The following is a 13,984-nucleotide window of genomic DNA, read 5'->3' on the forward strand; positions in this document are numbered from 1 at the left end:
TTTTTCGGACCGCTTGCCGGATTCCTTAGCGCGCCCGCAAACGATTTCGGCTAAGCAGGGGCGCGGCGCATAACCCGCGTCGCGGCATATCCACTGCTGCGAGGGCCCGGCCCCGCGCCAAAATTCAAGCGAACGCGCGTGCAACTTTTCCTCCCCATCGCCGACATTCCGATCAATGTGTTTCTCATCCTGGCGATGGGTGCGGCGGTGGGATTCGTGTCCGGCATGTTCGGCATCGGCGGCGGGTTTCTGATGACCCCGCTATTGATCTTCGTCGGGATCTCGCCCGCAGTCGCCGTTGCCTCGGTATCCAGCCACATGGCGGCGTCGTCTTTCTCCGGCGCATTATCCTACTGGCGCAAGCGCGCGATCGACCCGGCGCTGTCAATGGTTTTGCTCTGCGGCGGCGTCACTGGCACCGCGCTGGGCGTCTGGATTTTCGCACTGCTGCGATCGGTCGGTCAGCTCGACCTCATCATCGCGCTGTCTTACGTGGTGCTGCTGACCGCCGTCGGCACCCTGATGTTCCTCGAAGGCCTGCGCGCCATCTTGCGTGCAAGGCGCGGCAACACGGCCATCACCCGGCGGGCCCGCGCTCAGGGATGGATACTCGGCCTGCCGCTGAAGATGCGCTTCAAGCGCTCCAAGATCTATCTCTCCGTGATCCCGGTCGTTGCCATCGGGCTGCTGGTCGGTTTTCTCGGCGCCATCATGGGCATCGGCGGCAGCTTCCTGCTGATTCCGATCATGATCTATGTCCTGCGGGTGCCCACCGCGACCGTGATCGGCACCTCGATGGCGCTGACACTGGTGACGATGGTGGTCGCAACCATACTGCATGCCGTAACCAATCATCTGGTCGATGCGGTGCTGGCACTGGTGCTGATGGTGGGCGGCGTGATCGGCGCACAGTTCGGCGCGCGGGCCGGCCAGCGAATCCGCGGTGAACATCTGCGCCTCTTGCTCGGGCTTCTGATCCTGTCGGTCGGGGTTCGCTTTGCGGTTGAACTGGTGATCCGGCCGAATGAACTCTACTCCATTCGCGATCTGGGGATTGGCGGATGAAACATCGCGCACTCCCCTTCTTCGCCGCGCTATTGCTCGCCCTCGCCGCGAGCATGACTGCGAGCGCGGAGAACCTGATCGTCTCGGTCTCCAACCACCGCATCACGGTGACGCCGAATTATTCCGGCGAAGAACTCGTGCTGTTCGGATCGATCGAACGCGACAGCAAATCCAGGCCGCCCGGCACAGCCTACGACATCGTGGTGACGGTGAGCGGGCCGCGCGCCGACATGGTCACGCGGCGCAAGGAACGCAAGCTCGGCATCTGGATCAATGTCGATTCACGCGAGTTCATTCAGGTCCCGGCCTATCTCGGGATCTTCGCCAACCGCCCGATCGACAACATCGCCGCGCCGGATGTGCAGCGCCGACAGCAGATCGGCATGGCCAGTTTCCCGCTGCCGCAGCGCATGGGGCCGGATGTCGCCAACACGGTCGCGAGCGACCCGTTCCGAACCGCCTTCGTCCGGCTGCGTACCGACCACGGGCTTTACCGCGAACAGACCAATGCGGTGACATTCCTTACGCCGACGCTGTTTCGGACCGGAATTCCGCTGCCCGCGGAGGTGCCGACCGGAACCTACACGGTCGACATCAAGCTGTTCGCCGACGGCGCGGTTCTCGCCAAAACGGAAACCGCGTTTGAAATCGTCAAGGTCGGCTTCGAACAGTTCGTCGCCAATTCCGCCCGCTATCATGGGCTGCTCTATGGTCTCGCGACCGCGATGATGGCGATCATGACCGGATGGCTGGCGTCTGTCGTCTTCCGCAGGGACTAGAAGAAGAAACCTGCGATCATCGCCACAACGCAAATCGCCATTGCTGCCGTCGACAGCCACCCCAGCCAGAACAGCGGACCGGTGATCGCAAACTTGCTCATCACATCGCGGCGGCGCGCCATGACCATCAACAGAACCATGACGGGCACCGCGAGCACGCCGTTGATCACAGCGCTCCAGTACAATGCCGAGATCGGATTGATCGGCGTAAAATTAAGACCGATGCCGATACCGGCCGACAATGCCAGCACCGAATAGAACGCCCTCGCTTCACGCGGCTTTCGGGCAAGACCGACCGGCCATCTGCGGCCCTCGCCGATCGCGTAGGCTGCGGACCCCGCGAGCACCGGAACAGCCAGCAACCCGGTGCCGATGATTCCCAGCGCAAAGATGAACTCGGCAAAAACTCCGGCAATCGGTTTGAGTGCTTCCGCCGCCTGCGCGGACGTTTCGATGTCGGTTTTACCCGCGGCATTCAGTGTCGCCGCTGCCGTGATGATGATCGAGACCGCAATCAGATTCGAGAACGCCATTCCCACAATGGTGTCAGCGCGGATGCGGTGAAACTCCTTCTGTGCGCCGTAATGCTTCTCTGCCAGCGGCTGCTTCTTCGCATCGATACGCTGATCCTCCGCTTCCTGAGAGGCTTGCCAGAAAAACAGGTAGGGGGAGATGGTCGTGCCGAGGATGGCGACCAGCGTGGTCAGGAAGGCCGAAGTCCATTGCACATGCGGAATGGCGATTCCGCGCAAGGCATCGCCCCACGAGACTTTCGTCACCGCAAGCGCGGCGACGTAAGCGAACAGGCTGAGAGTCAGCCACTTCAACACGGCGCTGTAACGTTTGTAGTCGAGAAAAATCTGGGCAACCGTCGAGGCAACACCGAACACCAGCACGTAGAGAAAGCCCGGACCACCGATCAATAGCTTGAGCGCATCGCCCATGGCTGCCAGATCCGCCGCGATATTGATCGTGTTGGCAATGAAGAGCAGCGCCACGATGATGTTGAGCACCCAGACCGGGTAGTGGCGGCAGACATTGCCGGCGATGCCAAGGCCTGTGACGCGACCAACACGGGCAGAGATTTCCTGAATCGCCACCATCAGCGGGAATGTCAGCAGCATGGTCCAGCCGATGCCGTAACCGAGTTGCGCGCCCGCCTGGCTATAAGTCCCGATGCCGGACGGATCGTCATCCGAGGCACCGGTGACGAGGCCGGGGCCAAGGGTTTTCAGAAAGCCGCGCAGGCTGAACGGCTCAGGCTTGCTATCGTGCTGAGCCACCCGTCCCGGATGATCTGTCTTTCGATGATCGATCTTGTGGTTTGCCATGCCCATATCCAGCCGCGGCAGATAACGGCTGTCGCGCGCGAGGGTTCCTTCACGCCTTGATGGACGGCGCCCGTGGCCGGTCACGAGATAAATACCAAGCGCAACCGGAACGATGCCGAGCAGGTCCCATGCCGCGACGTGTTCGCCGAGCACCATCTACACGAACAAGGATCAAGCCAAGCAACACGAGATAGGCAAAAGCACCCAGCAGCCGCCAGCAGCTTAGATCTCAGTAACAGCGCGACGCCGCGATGCTATGCACTTTCCGGTCACCCAGCACATGTGCAGTGAAAGCCAGCGTCTGGAAGATCGCCGCAAAGGCGACATCGCGAATGCTGAGGCCTCCGGTATAGGCACCGAACGCCGGCATCACCGCGCGTTCGCCATCGCTGGCAAAACAGCGCCGCTCGACGGAGCGTCCACGCGTCGAGACCCGCGCCTTGGGATGAAGATGGCCTGCGATTTCGCCCACAGATCCGGTGGGCTCATGACGAAACATGATCGGCCCGATCGCGACTTCATCCGCGACCGTGCCGCCGAGATCGCGCGGCAAGGCCGGATCGTGATTGCCCGAAATCCAGATCCAGTCGCGCCGTACCTGCAAGGCGGACAGCGCATCGCGGTCGTCCGGTAACAGCCGCTCATGCGCGTCGCGGTCGTGGAAGCTGTCGCCGAGCGCAATCACGATGCGCGGGTCATGCCGCGCCATCACGGCACCGAGCCGAGCCAGCGTCGCCGCCGTATCGAACGGCGGAAGCAGCACGCCGCGCTGCGCGAAGCTGGACCCTTTTTCCAGATGCAGATCGGAGACAACCAGGAGGCGCTCGTCTTCCCAGAACAGCGCGCCGGCGAGGTCAGCTAAAAAGGTAATGCCGGCGACGGTAACGGCCTGAATTCGATCTGTCGCCTGCGCCCCTTGCATCTCTTGTCAATCCTGATCGGGCGGCATCGCCTCTTTCACGAGTTCCTCGGCGGCCTCCGCCAGCAACTCGTCCGATGCTTCGCCATAAACCGCTTCGCGGCCGATTTCCAGCATCACCGGCACCGCCAGCGGCGAAACCCGATCGAGTTCCTTGTGCGTGATTCGGCCTTGGATGCGGGTCAGCATATCGCTCAGGCGGCGAATATCCAAAAGGCCGGTTGCGGCATCAGACCGCGCGGCGCGCAGCAGCACGTGATCAGGCTGGTGCTTGCGCAAGACGTCGTAGACGAGGTCGGTCGAGAACAGCACCTGCCGCCGCGATTTCTCCTCGCCGGTGAAGCGGCGCGCGATCAATCCTGAAATCACCGCGCAGGTGCGGAACGTGCGCTTCATCAGCGCGGATTCTGCGAGCCACGCCTCGAGATCGTCGCCGAGCATATCGGCATCGAACAACGCGTCGAGGTTGAGACGGCCATTGCGGACCATCGCCGACATATCGCCGAGCGACCACACGGCGAGCGCATATTCGTTGGCGACAAAGCCGAGCGGCTTGGCACGCGCGCGTTCCAGCCGCCGCGTCAGCAGCATGCCGAGCGTCTGATGTGCAAGCCGCCCTTCGAACGGATAGCAGACGAGATAGTGCTTGTCGGCGCGCGGAAAGGTTTCGACGATCAGTTCGCGCGAATCCGGCACACGGGAGAACGCGGCCTGCAATGACAACCACTCGCGCACCTGATCGGGCAGGCCCTTCCATGCGCGCTGGTCGGCCAGCAGCAAACGCACGCGTTCGGCGAGATAGGTCGAGAGCGGAAACTTTCCGCCCATGTAGGACGGCACCTTGGGATTGGCGTCGTTGCTGCGCGAGACATAAACCTCGTCTTCCATCAGCGCTTCGTAACGCACGACCTCGCCCCCGAAGACGAAGGTGTCGCCCGGCACGAGTCCCTCGATGAAATATTCCTCGATCTGGCCCAGCATCCGCCCGCCGCGCGCGATGGCTCCGGTCGAGCCGGCCCCCTTGTTGCTGCCACGCACCAGCTTCACCTTCAGCATCGGCTCTTCGACAATGGTGCCGACATTGAGACGGTAGCTCTGGCGCACCCGCGGATTGGTGACCCGCCACCTGCCGGCCTTGTCCTGCTTGATACGGGCAAAACGCTCGTAGCTTTTCAGCGCGTAGCCGCCGGTGGCGACGAAATCGATCACATCGTCGAAATCCTTGCGCGGCAGATCCATATACGGCGCGGCACTCCGTACCTCGGCGTAAAGTTCATCGGCGAGAAACGGCTCGCCGCAGGCGCAGCCAAGCACATGCTGCGCCAGCACGTCGAGCGAACCGGTGCGCTGCGGCGGCGTGTCCTGCGCATTCTCCGCGACCGCATCGATGGCGGCGCGGCACTCCAGCACCTCGAACCGGTTCGCCGGGACCATGACGGCGCGCGACGGCTCATCGAGACGATGATTGGCGCGGCCGATCCGCTGCATCAGCCGCGACGCGCCTTTCGGCGCGCCGACATTGATGACGAGATCGATGTCGCCCCAGTCGATGCCGAGATCGAGCGACGAGGTACAGACCACGCCGCGCAGCTTGCCCGCCGCCATCGCGTCCTCGACCTTGCGGCGCTGTGCCACATCGAGCGAACCGTGATGGAGCGCAATCGCCAGACCGTCGTCGTTGATGCGCCAGAGATCCTGAAACAGCATTTCCGCCTGTGCGCGGGTGTTGACGAACATCAACGAGGTCTTGTTAGACTTGACCAGATCGTAAATCTCGCCGAGCGCATGACGCGCCATGTGGCCGGCCCACGGCAGCCGCTCCCTGGTATCGAGCATCTCGACGATCGGCGCAGCGCCAGCATCCGCGATGACAAGATCGGCCATGGTCTGCACGCCGCCGGTCTGCGGCACCAGATAGCGCCGCAGATCGTCAGGCTCCGCGACCGTCGCCGACAGGCCCACCGCCGTCGCCTGCGGCGCAAGCCGCCACAGCCGCGCGAGACCAAGCGACAGCAGATCGCCGCGCTTTGATGTCACCAGCGCGTGGAGTTCGTCGAGCACGATCCGCTTCAGCGATGAGAACAGATACGGCGCATCGTCGGACGACAGCAGTAGCGCGAGCTGCTCGGGCGTGGTCAGCAGAATATCCGGCGGATATTTACGCTGTCGCTGCCGCCGCGACACCGGCGTGTCGCCGGTGCGGGTTTCCACACGGACCGGCAGTTTCATATCGGCGATAGGACGTTCTAGATTGCGGGCGATGTCCACCGCCAGCGCTTTGAGCGGAGAAATATAGAGTGTGTGCAGACCACCGCTGCGCACCACGCTGCGGCCGGTCGATATCGTCTTCGCGGATTTCGGCTGAGGCGTGCCCAGTTCCACCAGCGTCGGCAGAAATCCTGCCAGCGTCTTGCCCGCACCCGTCGGTGCGATGAGCAGAGCTGACCGGTTGTCCCGCGCCTTTGCCAGGAGATCGAGCTGATGCACGCGCGGCGACCAGCCCCGCGCCGCGAACCAGCGCTGGAAAATCTCGGGCAGCAAATCAGGCGATGCCGGGGTTTTGGTTTTCACGCCCTAGAGGTAAGACGTCGCGCGGTCACGGTCGAGGGCAGCGGTGGAAATTCCACCCTGCCCTCGCACGTATTAGGTTATTGGCTGACCGGCTTTGTATCTAGATCCCAGTCCTTGCCGTTGAAAGTTCCGATGAACAGCGTCTTGATCGGCGAATAATCATCCGGAGACGTTGAGTAGGTGATGCCGGGCAGGAAGATCGGTGCCTTGTAACCCGCCAGCGATGTGGCCTGCTTCAGAACATTGGCATGGGTAAGTTCGTCACCGCACTTTTCGAGAATGCGCGCCATCGTCACCGCTTGCGAATAACCCTGAAACGCGATCGTGTTGTCCTGATCGACGTTCGGCAGGTATTTTGTCCGCAGTTCCTGAAATCCTTTCACATCGGGATCATCCGCCCATTTCGGGCTGCCGACTTCCTTGGTGTAACTCGCGGCCACGATGCCAATGGCATTATCCGCGCCGGCGGCATTCAAAATCGACCGTCCGCTCGATGTGCTGACCAGAAGATGAAGCGGCTTCCAGCCAAGCTCGGCAACCTTGCGGATCGACTGCGACGTCGCCTTGCCGGTGGAGATATTGTAGAAAACATCCGCGCCGGATTTCGACAGATTGATCATCTGTGAATCGATGGTCGGATCGGTCAGATCATAGGATGCCTCCGCGACGACCTTCACTTTGTCGCCGGCTTCCGTCAAAATCTCCTTGAACGAATTCATGTAGTCGCGGCCGAACTCGTCGTTCTGGTAGAGGATGGCGACCTTGGCGTCCGGCTTCTTCTGCAAGAGGTAGCGCGCAAGGATTCGGCCCTCGGTCGGATAGAGCGGCAGACCCGGCGTGGTCCATTTGAAATTCTTCGGATCGTTCCAGCGTCCGGCTCCGGTGTTGAGCAGGAGCTGCGGGATGTTCTTGCCGTTGAGATATTTCTGCACAGCCGTCTGTGGGCCGGTGCCGAGCGAGCCAAACAACGCGAGCACTTCCTCCTGCTCGACCAGACGCCGCGTCGCCTCCACGGTCTTCGGCGCGCTGTACGAGTCATCCAGCGTCAGGAACGTGATCTTGCGCCCATTGATGCCGCCCTTTTCGTTCAGCATCTGGAAATACGCCGCCTGGGTGCGGCCGATCACGCCATAGAGCGAGCCCGGTCCCGAATGCGGCACGGTCTGGCCGAGTTTGATTTCGGTGTCGCTAGCGCCCGGATCGTATTTTTTCTGGGCCTGCGCGCTGGACGCTCCCATCAGGACGGCAGCGGCGAGCGCCGCGCCGGCCGCGAACGATGTCATCGTCGTTTTCATTTTCGTGTTGTCTCCCTGAATTGGTCCAGCAGCATTCTGCGATGCCTTTGATTTTTTTCCGGCGATTCATCCCGGGTCGGACGCAGATCACGGCATCCTGCCGTGCTCGGGAGCCCTGTCTTGCGTTTTGACGTCACCCCGATCGTTTTGCACGCCCGCCGGGTCATTTTGCTTGCCCGCGCCGTAACCGCCTCTAGCTCCAGCAAAATTTCGTGAAGCCGCACCGCGACAATTTGGCTCATGTGTGGCCGGGAAGGTACAGCGGAATACCTCGCCGCCCGCTAAACAGCACCCGGGTTTTGAATTGGAATAGCATGCAGAAGTTTTTGATCGCGGCCGCGCTTGTCGCAATGACGGTAAGCGCCCAAGCTGCGGACCTTCCTGCCAAACTTGTCTTCAGGAAAGCGCCTGTCGCATCGACGACCTATGACTGGACCGGTTTGTATGCCGGCGTGAATGCCGGCGTTGCTGTTGGCGGCGAAGGCCGCTCCGGACTCAATGTGCTCGGCTTCGGCGGCTCGTTCGAAACCTTCAACCTCGCCTCGCTGGGCGTCGTTGGCGGCGGCCAGGCCGGATACAACTATCAGTTCGGCAACTGGGTGATCGGCGCGGAAGCCGACATTCAGAGCATCGGGACGGAAAATCACGCCAACTGCATCCTGACCTGCAGCGTGCCGAGCGCCGCCGCACTCAGGCAGGACATGACCTGGTTCGGCACCGTGCGCGGCCGCGTCGGCTATGCCTCCGGCCCGATCCTCAATTACTTCACCGGCGGTTTCGCTTATGGCGGCGTCAAGGTCAGCGATACTGAACGCCTCATCGGCGTCAACGCTGGCACTTTCGCAGTTGAGCAGACGAGGGCCGGGTTTGCTCTGGGCAGCGGCATCGAGGCGGCGGTCGGCGGCAACTGGACCGCGAAGATCGAATATCTCTATGTCGATCTCGGATCGATCAACCAGGCCTTTGTGCTTGGTGGAACGCCCCATGTGATTGGCACCGAGGTGCGCGAGAGCATTTTCCGTGCAGGCGTGAATTACCGCATTGGTGGCAACGGCAGCCTGTTTGCGCAGACGCCTGCCGCGAACTGGACCGGCTTCTACGCCGGTGGCAACGGCGGTTCAGGCATCGCGCGCGATGCCACGACCCATACCGTCCTGTCCGGCGTCACAGCCAGCAACAATTTCGACCTTGCACCGCGCGGCTACAATGGCGGCCTGCAGGCCGGCTACAACTGGCAGCGCGGCAATGTCGTGTACGGTTTTGAGAGCGACATCCAGTATTCGACCCAGGAGACCGATCGAAGCTGCCTGTTCACCTGCACGGCAGCTACGTCAGCCGTCTATCGTCAGAAGCTTGACTGGTTCGGCACCGTTCGCGCGCGCATCGGATACGGCGTCGGCCCGACGCTGTTCTACGCCACCGGCGGTCTCGCCTATGGCGAGGTCAAGACCCGCGTCACCGAAAACATCACCACGCTTGGAATCAACGGCACCGCAAGTTTCAAGGATGTGCGCGCCGGCTGGGCGCTGGGCGCCGGCGTCGAAACGCCGCTCGAACTGTTCGACTGGTTCAAGCCCGGTCAGTGGACCGTAAAGACCGAGTATCTCTACATCGATCTCGGCAGCGCATCGAACAGCTATAATCTCAACGGCGTTCAGCACAACCTGACGACAGAAGAGACCAATCACATCTTCCGCACCGGCGTGAATTACCACTTCGATGCGCCGGTGACCGCGAAGTACTGATCGCAGCGGTCAGGCCTTGCTTGCGGTGACGACCAGTCCCGGTACGGGCTCGTTCGCTTCGATGCGGGTGGATACCGCGGTAATCTCACAGAGCGTCAATCCGGCATCGGCAATTGCCTTGCGCAGATAGGCATCGCTGTGGGCGTAGCGCAGCCCGGGACCGAGAATTACACCTTTGCCAACGTGCGTCTCCACCGTGAACGCCAGCAAACCCTGCGGCGTCAGAACACGCGCCGTCTCGACCAGCAACGCATCCAGTTCCGGCACGTAAACGAAGGCGTCCGCCGCGATGACCAGGTTTGCGCTCGCGTCACTCTCGGCCTGCAAGCCCTGCAGCATGTCCGTGACATCCAGACGCGCATAAAGGCCCGTGTCACGCGCGCGCTCGATCATGCCGGACGACAGATCGACGCCGATAAATTCATCGGCGAGTGAGCCGAACTCGCGCGCGACAAGGCCGGTCCCGCAGCCAAGATCAATCGCGCGCTTGAAATGCGCCGGCAGCTTTGCCGCATGACGCGCCGCCAGCACCGCCTTCAGCAACACCGCCGGCCCGCGGTACTCCAGATCGTTCACCAGCGTCTTGTCGAACCGCGGCGCATACTGATCGAACAGCGCACGCACATAACCCGGTGGCATGGCGGAGAGATCTTCGACGCCAAGACGCATCAGCCGCAGCTTCGCGCCGTGGCGATCGTCCGGGTCGGCATCGCGGGCACGGAGATAGGCGTTCACCGCGTCGTCGCGCTGGCCCATCTGCTCGCGTAGATCGCCGAGCGCGAACCACGCCGACGCAAAGCCGGGTTCGAGTTCCGCTGCCTGCATCATCAGATCGGCGGCGGCGGCAAGATCGCCGCGCAACTGCAGGTCGCGTCCGAAATCATAGCGCCGGTCGGCGATGAGATTCCCCGATGACAGGAACAAGGACGCAGGCATGGACTTGATCTGAACCCCAAAACGGAAGCCGCTCACGACTTACCAGACTCCAATGCAGCTTCCGAGCGACTATATAACCTAGTGGAGTGGATTTGACATTCGCTACCTGCTCCCGCGAGTCCGCAAGCGAATGTCAAATCCAAAACTCCACTAGAAACCTGTATTTGCTAGTGGTCCCTTGATTCTAACATTCGCAAGGGTGCCTGCCGAGACGCGATGCGAATGTTAGAATCGGACCACTAGAGATGCGCCCGCAAGACATCCTGATGCCCGTCGCCGCCGGACTTTGCTGCAAGCCCGGCGGCTTTCATATCGACCCGGTACGGCCGGTGGAGCGGGCGCTGATTACCCATGGCCACTCCGATCATGCCCGCCCTGGCCATGGTGCGGTGCTGGCGACGCGGGAAACCCTCGACATCATGAGGCTGCGTTACGGCGACAATTTCGCCGGCAGCACGCAGGCGATTTCCTACGATGAGACAATCAAACTGGGCGGAGTCAGCGTCACATTCCATCCCGCCGGGCATGTGCTGGGCTCGGCGCAGATCGCCGTCAGCAGCGGCAAGACCAAAATCGTCGCCTCGGGCGACTACAAGGACACGCCTGATCCGACCTGCGCGCCGTTCGAGGTGGTGCCGTGCGACGTCTTCATCACCGAGGCCACCTTCGGACTGCCGGTGTTCCGCCACGCCAACGTCGAGGGCGAGATTGCCAAACTGTTGGCATCGGTCGCGCTGTTTCCGGAGCGCGCCCATCTGGTCGGCGCGTATTCACTCGGCAAAGCCCAGCGCGTCATCGCGATGATCCGCGCGGCAGGCTACACCGCGCCGATCTACATGCACGGGGCGATGGAGAAAATCACGCGCTACTACGAGAGCCGCGGCATCGACCTCGGCGAGCTGCGGCTGGCGAAAGGCGTGAAGAAGACTGACCTTGCCGGGACCATTACGCTCGCGCCGCCTTCGGCGATCACCGACATCTGGACGCGGCGGTTTCCCGATCCGGTCGCGGCGTTTGCATCGGGCTGGATGCGGGTGCGCGCCCGCGCGCGGCAAAAGGGGATCGAACTGCCGCTGGTGATTTCCGATCACGCCGACTGGGACGGATTATGTGCGACCATCGACGCGACCGGCGCAGGCGAGGTCTGGGTGACGCATGGCCAGGAAGACGCACTGGTTCACTGGTGTCAGTCGAAGGGCCTCAAAGCGCGGCCGCTCGATCTGGTCGGCTACGGTGACGAGGACGAAGGCGCTGCGCCGGAAGAGGCGACGTCATGAACCGGTTTGCGCATCTGCTCGACCGCCTTGCCTATGAGCCCGGCCGCAACAACAAGCTGCGGCTGATCACAAACTACTTTCGCGAGGTGCCGGACCCAGATCGCGGCTGGGCGCTGGCGGCGCTGACCGGCGCGCTGTCGTTTCGTCACGCCAAGGCAGGATTGATCCGCGACCTGATTGCCGCGCGCACCGATCCGACACTGTTTGCGCTGTCGTATGACTATGTCGGCGACCTGTCTGAGACAGTTGCGCTGATGTGGCCCGCCGACAAGCGCGCTACCAACTCTCCGCCGCCTCCGACGCTGACGGAAGTCGTGACCACCCTTAACACCCTCGGCAAGACAGGCATCCCGGCACAGCTCGTACGTTGGCTCGACGAACTGGATGAGACCGGTCGCTGGGCGCTGCTGAAACTCGTCACCGGCGGCCTGCGCATCGGCGTGTCGGCACGGCTGGCAAAAACCGCCGCTGCGGCGCTGGGCGACAAGGACGCCCACGATGTCGAACTGATCTGGCCAGGACTTGTGCCGCCCTATCTCGATCTGTTCGCGTGGCTGGAAGGCCGCGCCGACAAGCCGGTCAACCGCGATCCGGCGCCGTTCCGTCCGGTGATGCTGGCGCATGCCATCGAGGATACGGATTTCGCCAATCTCGCACCGGACGACTTCACCGCTGAATGGAAGTGGGACGGCATCCGCGTGCAGGCTGTGAGCGGTAGGGACGAGCGCGGCAACATCCTCACCCGTCTCTATTCGCGCACCGGCGAAGACATCACCAAGAGCTTTCCTGATCTGGTGCCATCCTTAAGATTTCCCGGCGCGCTCGACGGAGAACTGCTGGTGCTGCGCGATGGACGCGTGCAGACGTTCAACGTTTTGCAACAGCGGCTGAACCGGAAGTCCGTGACGCCGAAGCTGATGAAGGACTATCCGATTCATCTGCGCGCCTACGATCTGCTGAGTGACGGCGACAACGACCTGCGCATGCTGACCTTCGCCGAGCGGCGCTCAAAACTCGAAGCCTTTGTGGCGCAACTCAATGATCCGCATATCGACCTGTCACCTCAGGTGCCGTTCAAGACCTGGGACGATCTCGCCGCCGCGCGGGCCGATCCGGCCAGCGCCGGAGCCGGGGAAGATTCGGAGGCCGTCGAAGGTGTAATGCTCAAACGCCGCGACGCGCCGTATCTGCCGGGCCGGCCGAAAGGCCAGTGGTGGAAATGGAAACGCGATCCGCACATCATCGACGCCGTGCTGATGTATGCGCAGCGCGGCCACGGCAAGCGCTCGTCGTATTATTCCGATTACACCTTCGGCGTCTGGACCAGCATCGACGGCGCCGATCAGCTCGTGCCGGTCGGCAAGGCCTATTTTGGCTTCACCGACGAGGAGTTGATTCAAATCGACCGCTTCGTCCGCCGCCACACCACCGAGAAGTTCGGCCCGGTGCGCCATGTGGTGCACGAGCCCGATCAGGGACTGGTGTTCGAGGTGGCTTTCGAGGGACTGGCGCGCTCGGCGCGGCACAAGTCCGGCGTCGCCATGCGCTTCCCCCGGATCAGCCGGCTGCGGTGGGACAAGCCGCCGCGCGATGCCGACCGGCTGGAGACACTTGAACGGATGTTAATCTCCGAGAGCGAGATTTCCTCTCCGGCGACCGCCAGCGGCCATTGACGCAACCGAGACAGTTCCCCATGTGGCGTGCTATTGTGCGATGGCGCACCCACCGAGGAGACGACAATGCCGGACGACGTGAGAGAAATCCCAGCCAGGAACGACGACAATCTGTCGCGTTTTCTCGGCGGCTCGCCATTGGCGGTGCTGCTGCGGCTGGTGTTGCTGTCGCTGCTGGTCGGCGTCGTGCTCGCCGCGATCGGCTTCGATCCGTGGAACATCATCTACAGCATCCGCCGGCTGATCGACTGGATCTGGAATCTGGGCTTCGATTTCATCAACGGCGTGTGGCGTTACTTCCTGCTCGGCGCAGTGATCGTGATCCCGGTCTGGCTGATTTCGCGGCTGTTCAGCACCCAGCGGCCGCGCTGATTGAGAGACGCGGCCAAAGTT

General features: G+C 62.4%; 11 protein-coding genes. 6 read left to right on the forward strand and 5 right to left on the reverse strand.

Annotated features, from left to right (window positions below):
- Window positions 1-138 precede the first annotated feature (138 nt).
- Together ACP7AL_RS15870 and ACP7AL_RS15875 are read left to right on the forward strand one after the other, a co-directional pair.
- Window positions 139-1,065: a sulfite exporter TauE/SafE family protein gene (locus ACP7AL_RS15870; protein WP_006022914.1), complete on the forward strand. Its 927-nt coding sequence runs from the start codon at window positions 139-141 to the stop codon at window positions 1,063-1,065.
- Window positions 1,062-1,844 (forward strand): TIGR02186 family protein, encoded by a 783-nt coding sequence (locus tag ACP7AL_RS15875; protein ID WP_425992704.1) that lies wholly within the window; start codon window positions 1,062-1,064, stop codon window positions 1,842-1,844. The genes ACP7AL_RS15870 and ACP7AL_RS15875 overlap by 4 nt, the downstream gene beginning before the upstream one ends.
- Here the strand turns inward: ACP7AL_RS15875 and ACP7AL_RS15880 are convergent.
- The 4 genes from ACP7AL_RS15880 to ACP7AL_RS15895 all read right to left on the reverse strand — a co-directional run bounded on the left by ACP7AL_RS15880 (window position 1,841) and on the right by ACP7AL_RS15895 (window position 7,960).
- Window positions 1,841-3,175 carry an NRAMP family divalent metal transporter gene (locus ACP7AL_RS15880; protein WP_425992992.1) on the reverse strand — a complete coding sequence of 445 codons (1,335 nt, stop codon included), beginning with the start codon at window positions 3,173-3,175 and terminating at the stop codon, window positions 1,841-1,843. The genes ACP7AL_RS15875 and ACP7AL_RS15880 overlap by 4 nt on opposite strands.
- A gap of 229 nt (window positions 3,176-3,404) precedes the next feature.
- Complete coding sequence (gene pdeM, locus ACP7AL_RS15885) at window positions 3,405-4,097, reverse strand: ligase-associated DNA damage response endonuclease PdeM (RefSeq protein ID WP_425992706.1); 693 nt, start codon at window positions 4,095-4,097, stop codon at window positions 3,405-3,407.
- A gap of 6 nt (window positions 4,098-4,103) precedes the next feature.
- On the reverse strand, window positions 4,104-6,665 hold the full coding sequence (locus ACP7AL_RS15890; protein ID WP_425992708.1) for a ligase-associated DNA damage response DEXH box helicase: 2,562 nt from the start codon (window positions 6,663-6,665) through the stop codon (window positions 4,104-4,106).
- 77 nt (window positions 6,666-6,742) lie between these two features.
- On the reverse strand, window positions 6,743-7,960 hold the full coding sequence (locus tag ACP7AL_RS15895) for an ABC transporter substrate-binding protein (protein WP_425992710.1): 1,218 nt from the start codon (window positions 7,958-7,960) through the stop codon (window positions 6,743-6,745).
- Window positions 7,961-8,274: 314 nt separating this feature from the next.
- On the opposite strand from ACP7AL_RS15895, the gene ACP7AL_RS15900 reads away from it, so the two are divergent.
- Window positions 8,275-9,705: an outer membrane protein gene (locus tag ACP7AL_RS15900; RefSeq protein WP_425992712.1), complete on the forward strand. Its 1,431-nt coding sequence runs from the start codon at window positions 8,275-8,277 to the stop codon at window positions 9,703-9,705.
- Between the two features lie 9 nt (window positions 9,706-9,714).
- On the opposite strand, the gene ACP7AL_RS15905 is transcribed toward ACP7AL_RS15900, so the two are convergent.
- Entirely contained in the window at window positions 9,715-10,641 is a 927-nt protein-coding gene (locus ACP7AL_RS15905) for a methyltransferase domain-containing protein (protein ID WP_425992714.1), read from the reverse strand.
- Window positions 10,642-10,886: 245 nt separating this feature from the next.
- Here ACP7AL_RS15905 and ACP7AL_RS15910 point away from each other — a divergent pair, with 245 nt between their 5' ends.
- From ACP7AL_RS15910 to ACP7AL_RS15920, 3 genes are all read left to right on the forward strand, one after another.
- Entirely contained in the window at window positions 10,887-11,918 is a 1,032-nt protein-coding gene (locus tag ACP7AL_RS15910) for a ligase-associated DNA damage response exonuclease (RefSeq protein WP_425992716.1), read from the forward strand.
- Window positions 11,915-13,591, forward strand: coding sequence for a cisplatin damage response ATP-dependent DNA ligase (locus ACP7AL_RS15915; RefSeq protein WP_425992718.1), 1,677 nt, complete (start codon window positions 11,915-11,917; stop codon window positions 13,589-13,591). Before ACP7AL_RS15910 ends, ACP7AL_RS15915 begins: the two co-directional genes overlap by 4 nt.
- A 66-nt stretch (window positions 13,592-13,657) precedes the next feature.
- On the forward strand, window positions 13,658-13,963 hold the full coding sequence (locus ACP7AL_RS15920; protein WP_006022924.1) for a DUF6460 domain-containing protein: 306 nt from the start codon (window positions 13,658-13,660) through the stop codon (window positions 13,961-13,963).
- The last annotated feature ends 21 nt before the right edge of the window (window positions 13,964-13,984 follow it).

This window comes from Afipia sp. DC4300-2b1 (assembly GCF_049895725.1).
Lineage (GTDB): Bacteria > Pseudomonadota > Alphaproteobacteria > Rhizobiales > Xanthobacteraceae > Afipia > Afipia broomeae.

What these genes read in the sequence shown, in the direction of transcription:
- ACP7AL_RS15875 (WP_425992704.1), top strand. Translation starts at nt 1,062, where the DNA reads ATGAAACATCGCGCACTCCCCTTCTTCGCCGCGCTATTGCTCGCCCTC.
- ACP7AL_RS15880 (WP_425992992.1), bottom strand. Translation starts at nt 3,175, where the DNA reads ATGGCAAACCACAAGATCGATCATCGAAAGACAGATCATCCGGGACGG.
- pdeM (WP_425992706.1), bottom strand. Translation starts at nt 4,097, where the DNA reads ATGCAAGGGGCGCAGGCGACAGATCGAATTCAGGCCGTTACCGTCGCC.
- ACP7AL_RS15895 (WP_425992710.1), bottom strand. Translation starts at nt 7,960, where the DNA reads ATGAAAACGACGATGACATCGTTCGCGGCCGGCGCGGCGCTCGCCGCT.
- ACP7AL_RS15900 (WP_425992712.1), top strand. Translation starts at nt 8,275, where the DNA reads ATGCAGAAGTTTTTGATCGCGGCCGCGCTTGTCGCAATGACGGTAAGC.
- ACP7AL_RS15905 (WP_425992714.1), bottom strand. Translation starts at nt 10,641, where the DNA reads ATGCCTGCGTCCTTGTTCCTGTCATCGGGGAATCTCATCGCCGACCGG.
- ACP7AL_RS15910 (WP_425992716.1), top strand. Translation starts at nt 10,887, where the DNA reads ATGCGCCCGCAAGACATCCTGATGCCCGTCGCCGCCGGACTTTGCTGC.
- ACP7AL_RS15915 (WP_425992718.1), top strand. Translation starts at nt 11,915, where the DNA reads ATGAACCGGTTTGCGCATCTGCTCGACCGCCTTGCCTATGAGCCCGGC.
- ACP7AL_RS15920 (WP_006022924.1), top strand. Translation starts at nt 13,658, where the DNA reads ATGCCGGACGACGTGAGAGAAATCCCAGCCAGGAACGACGACAATCTG.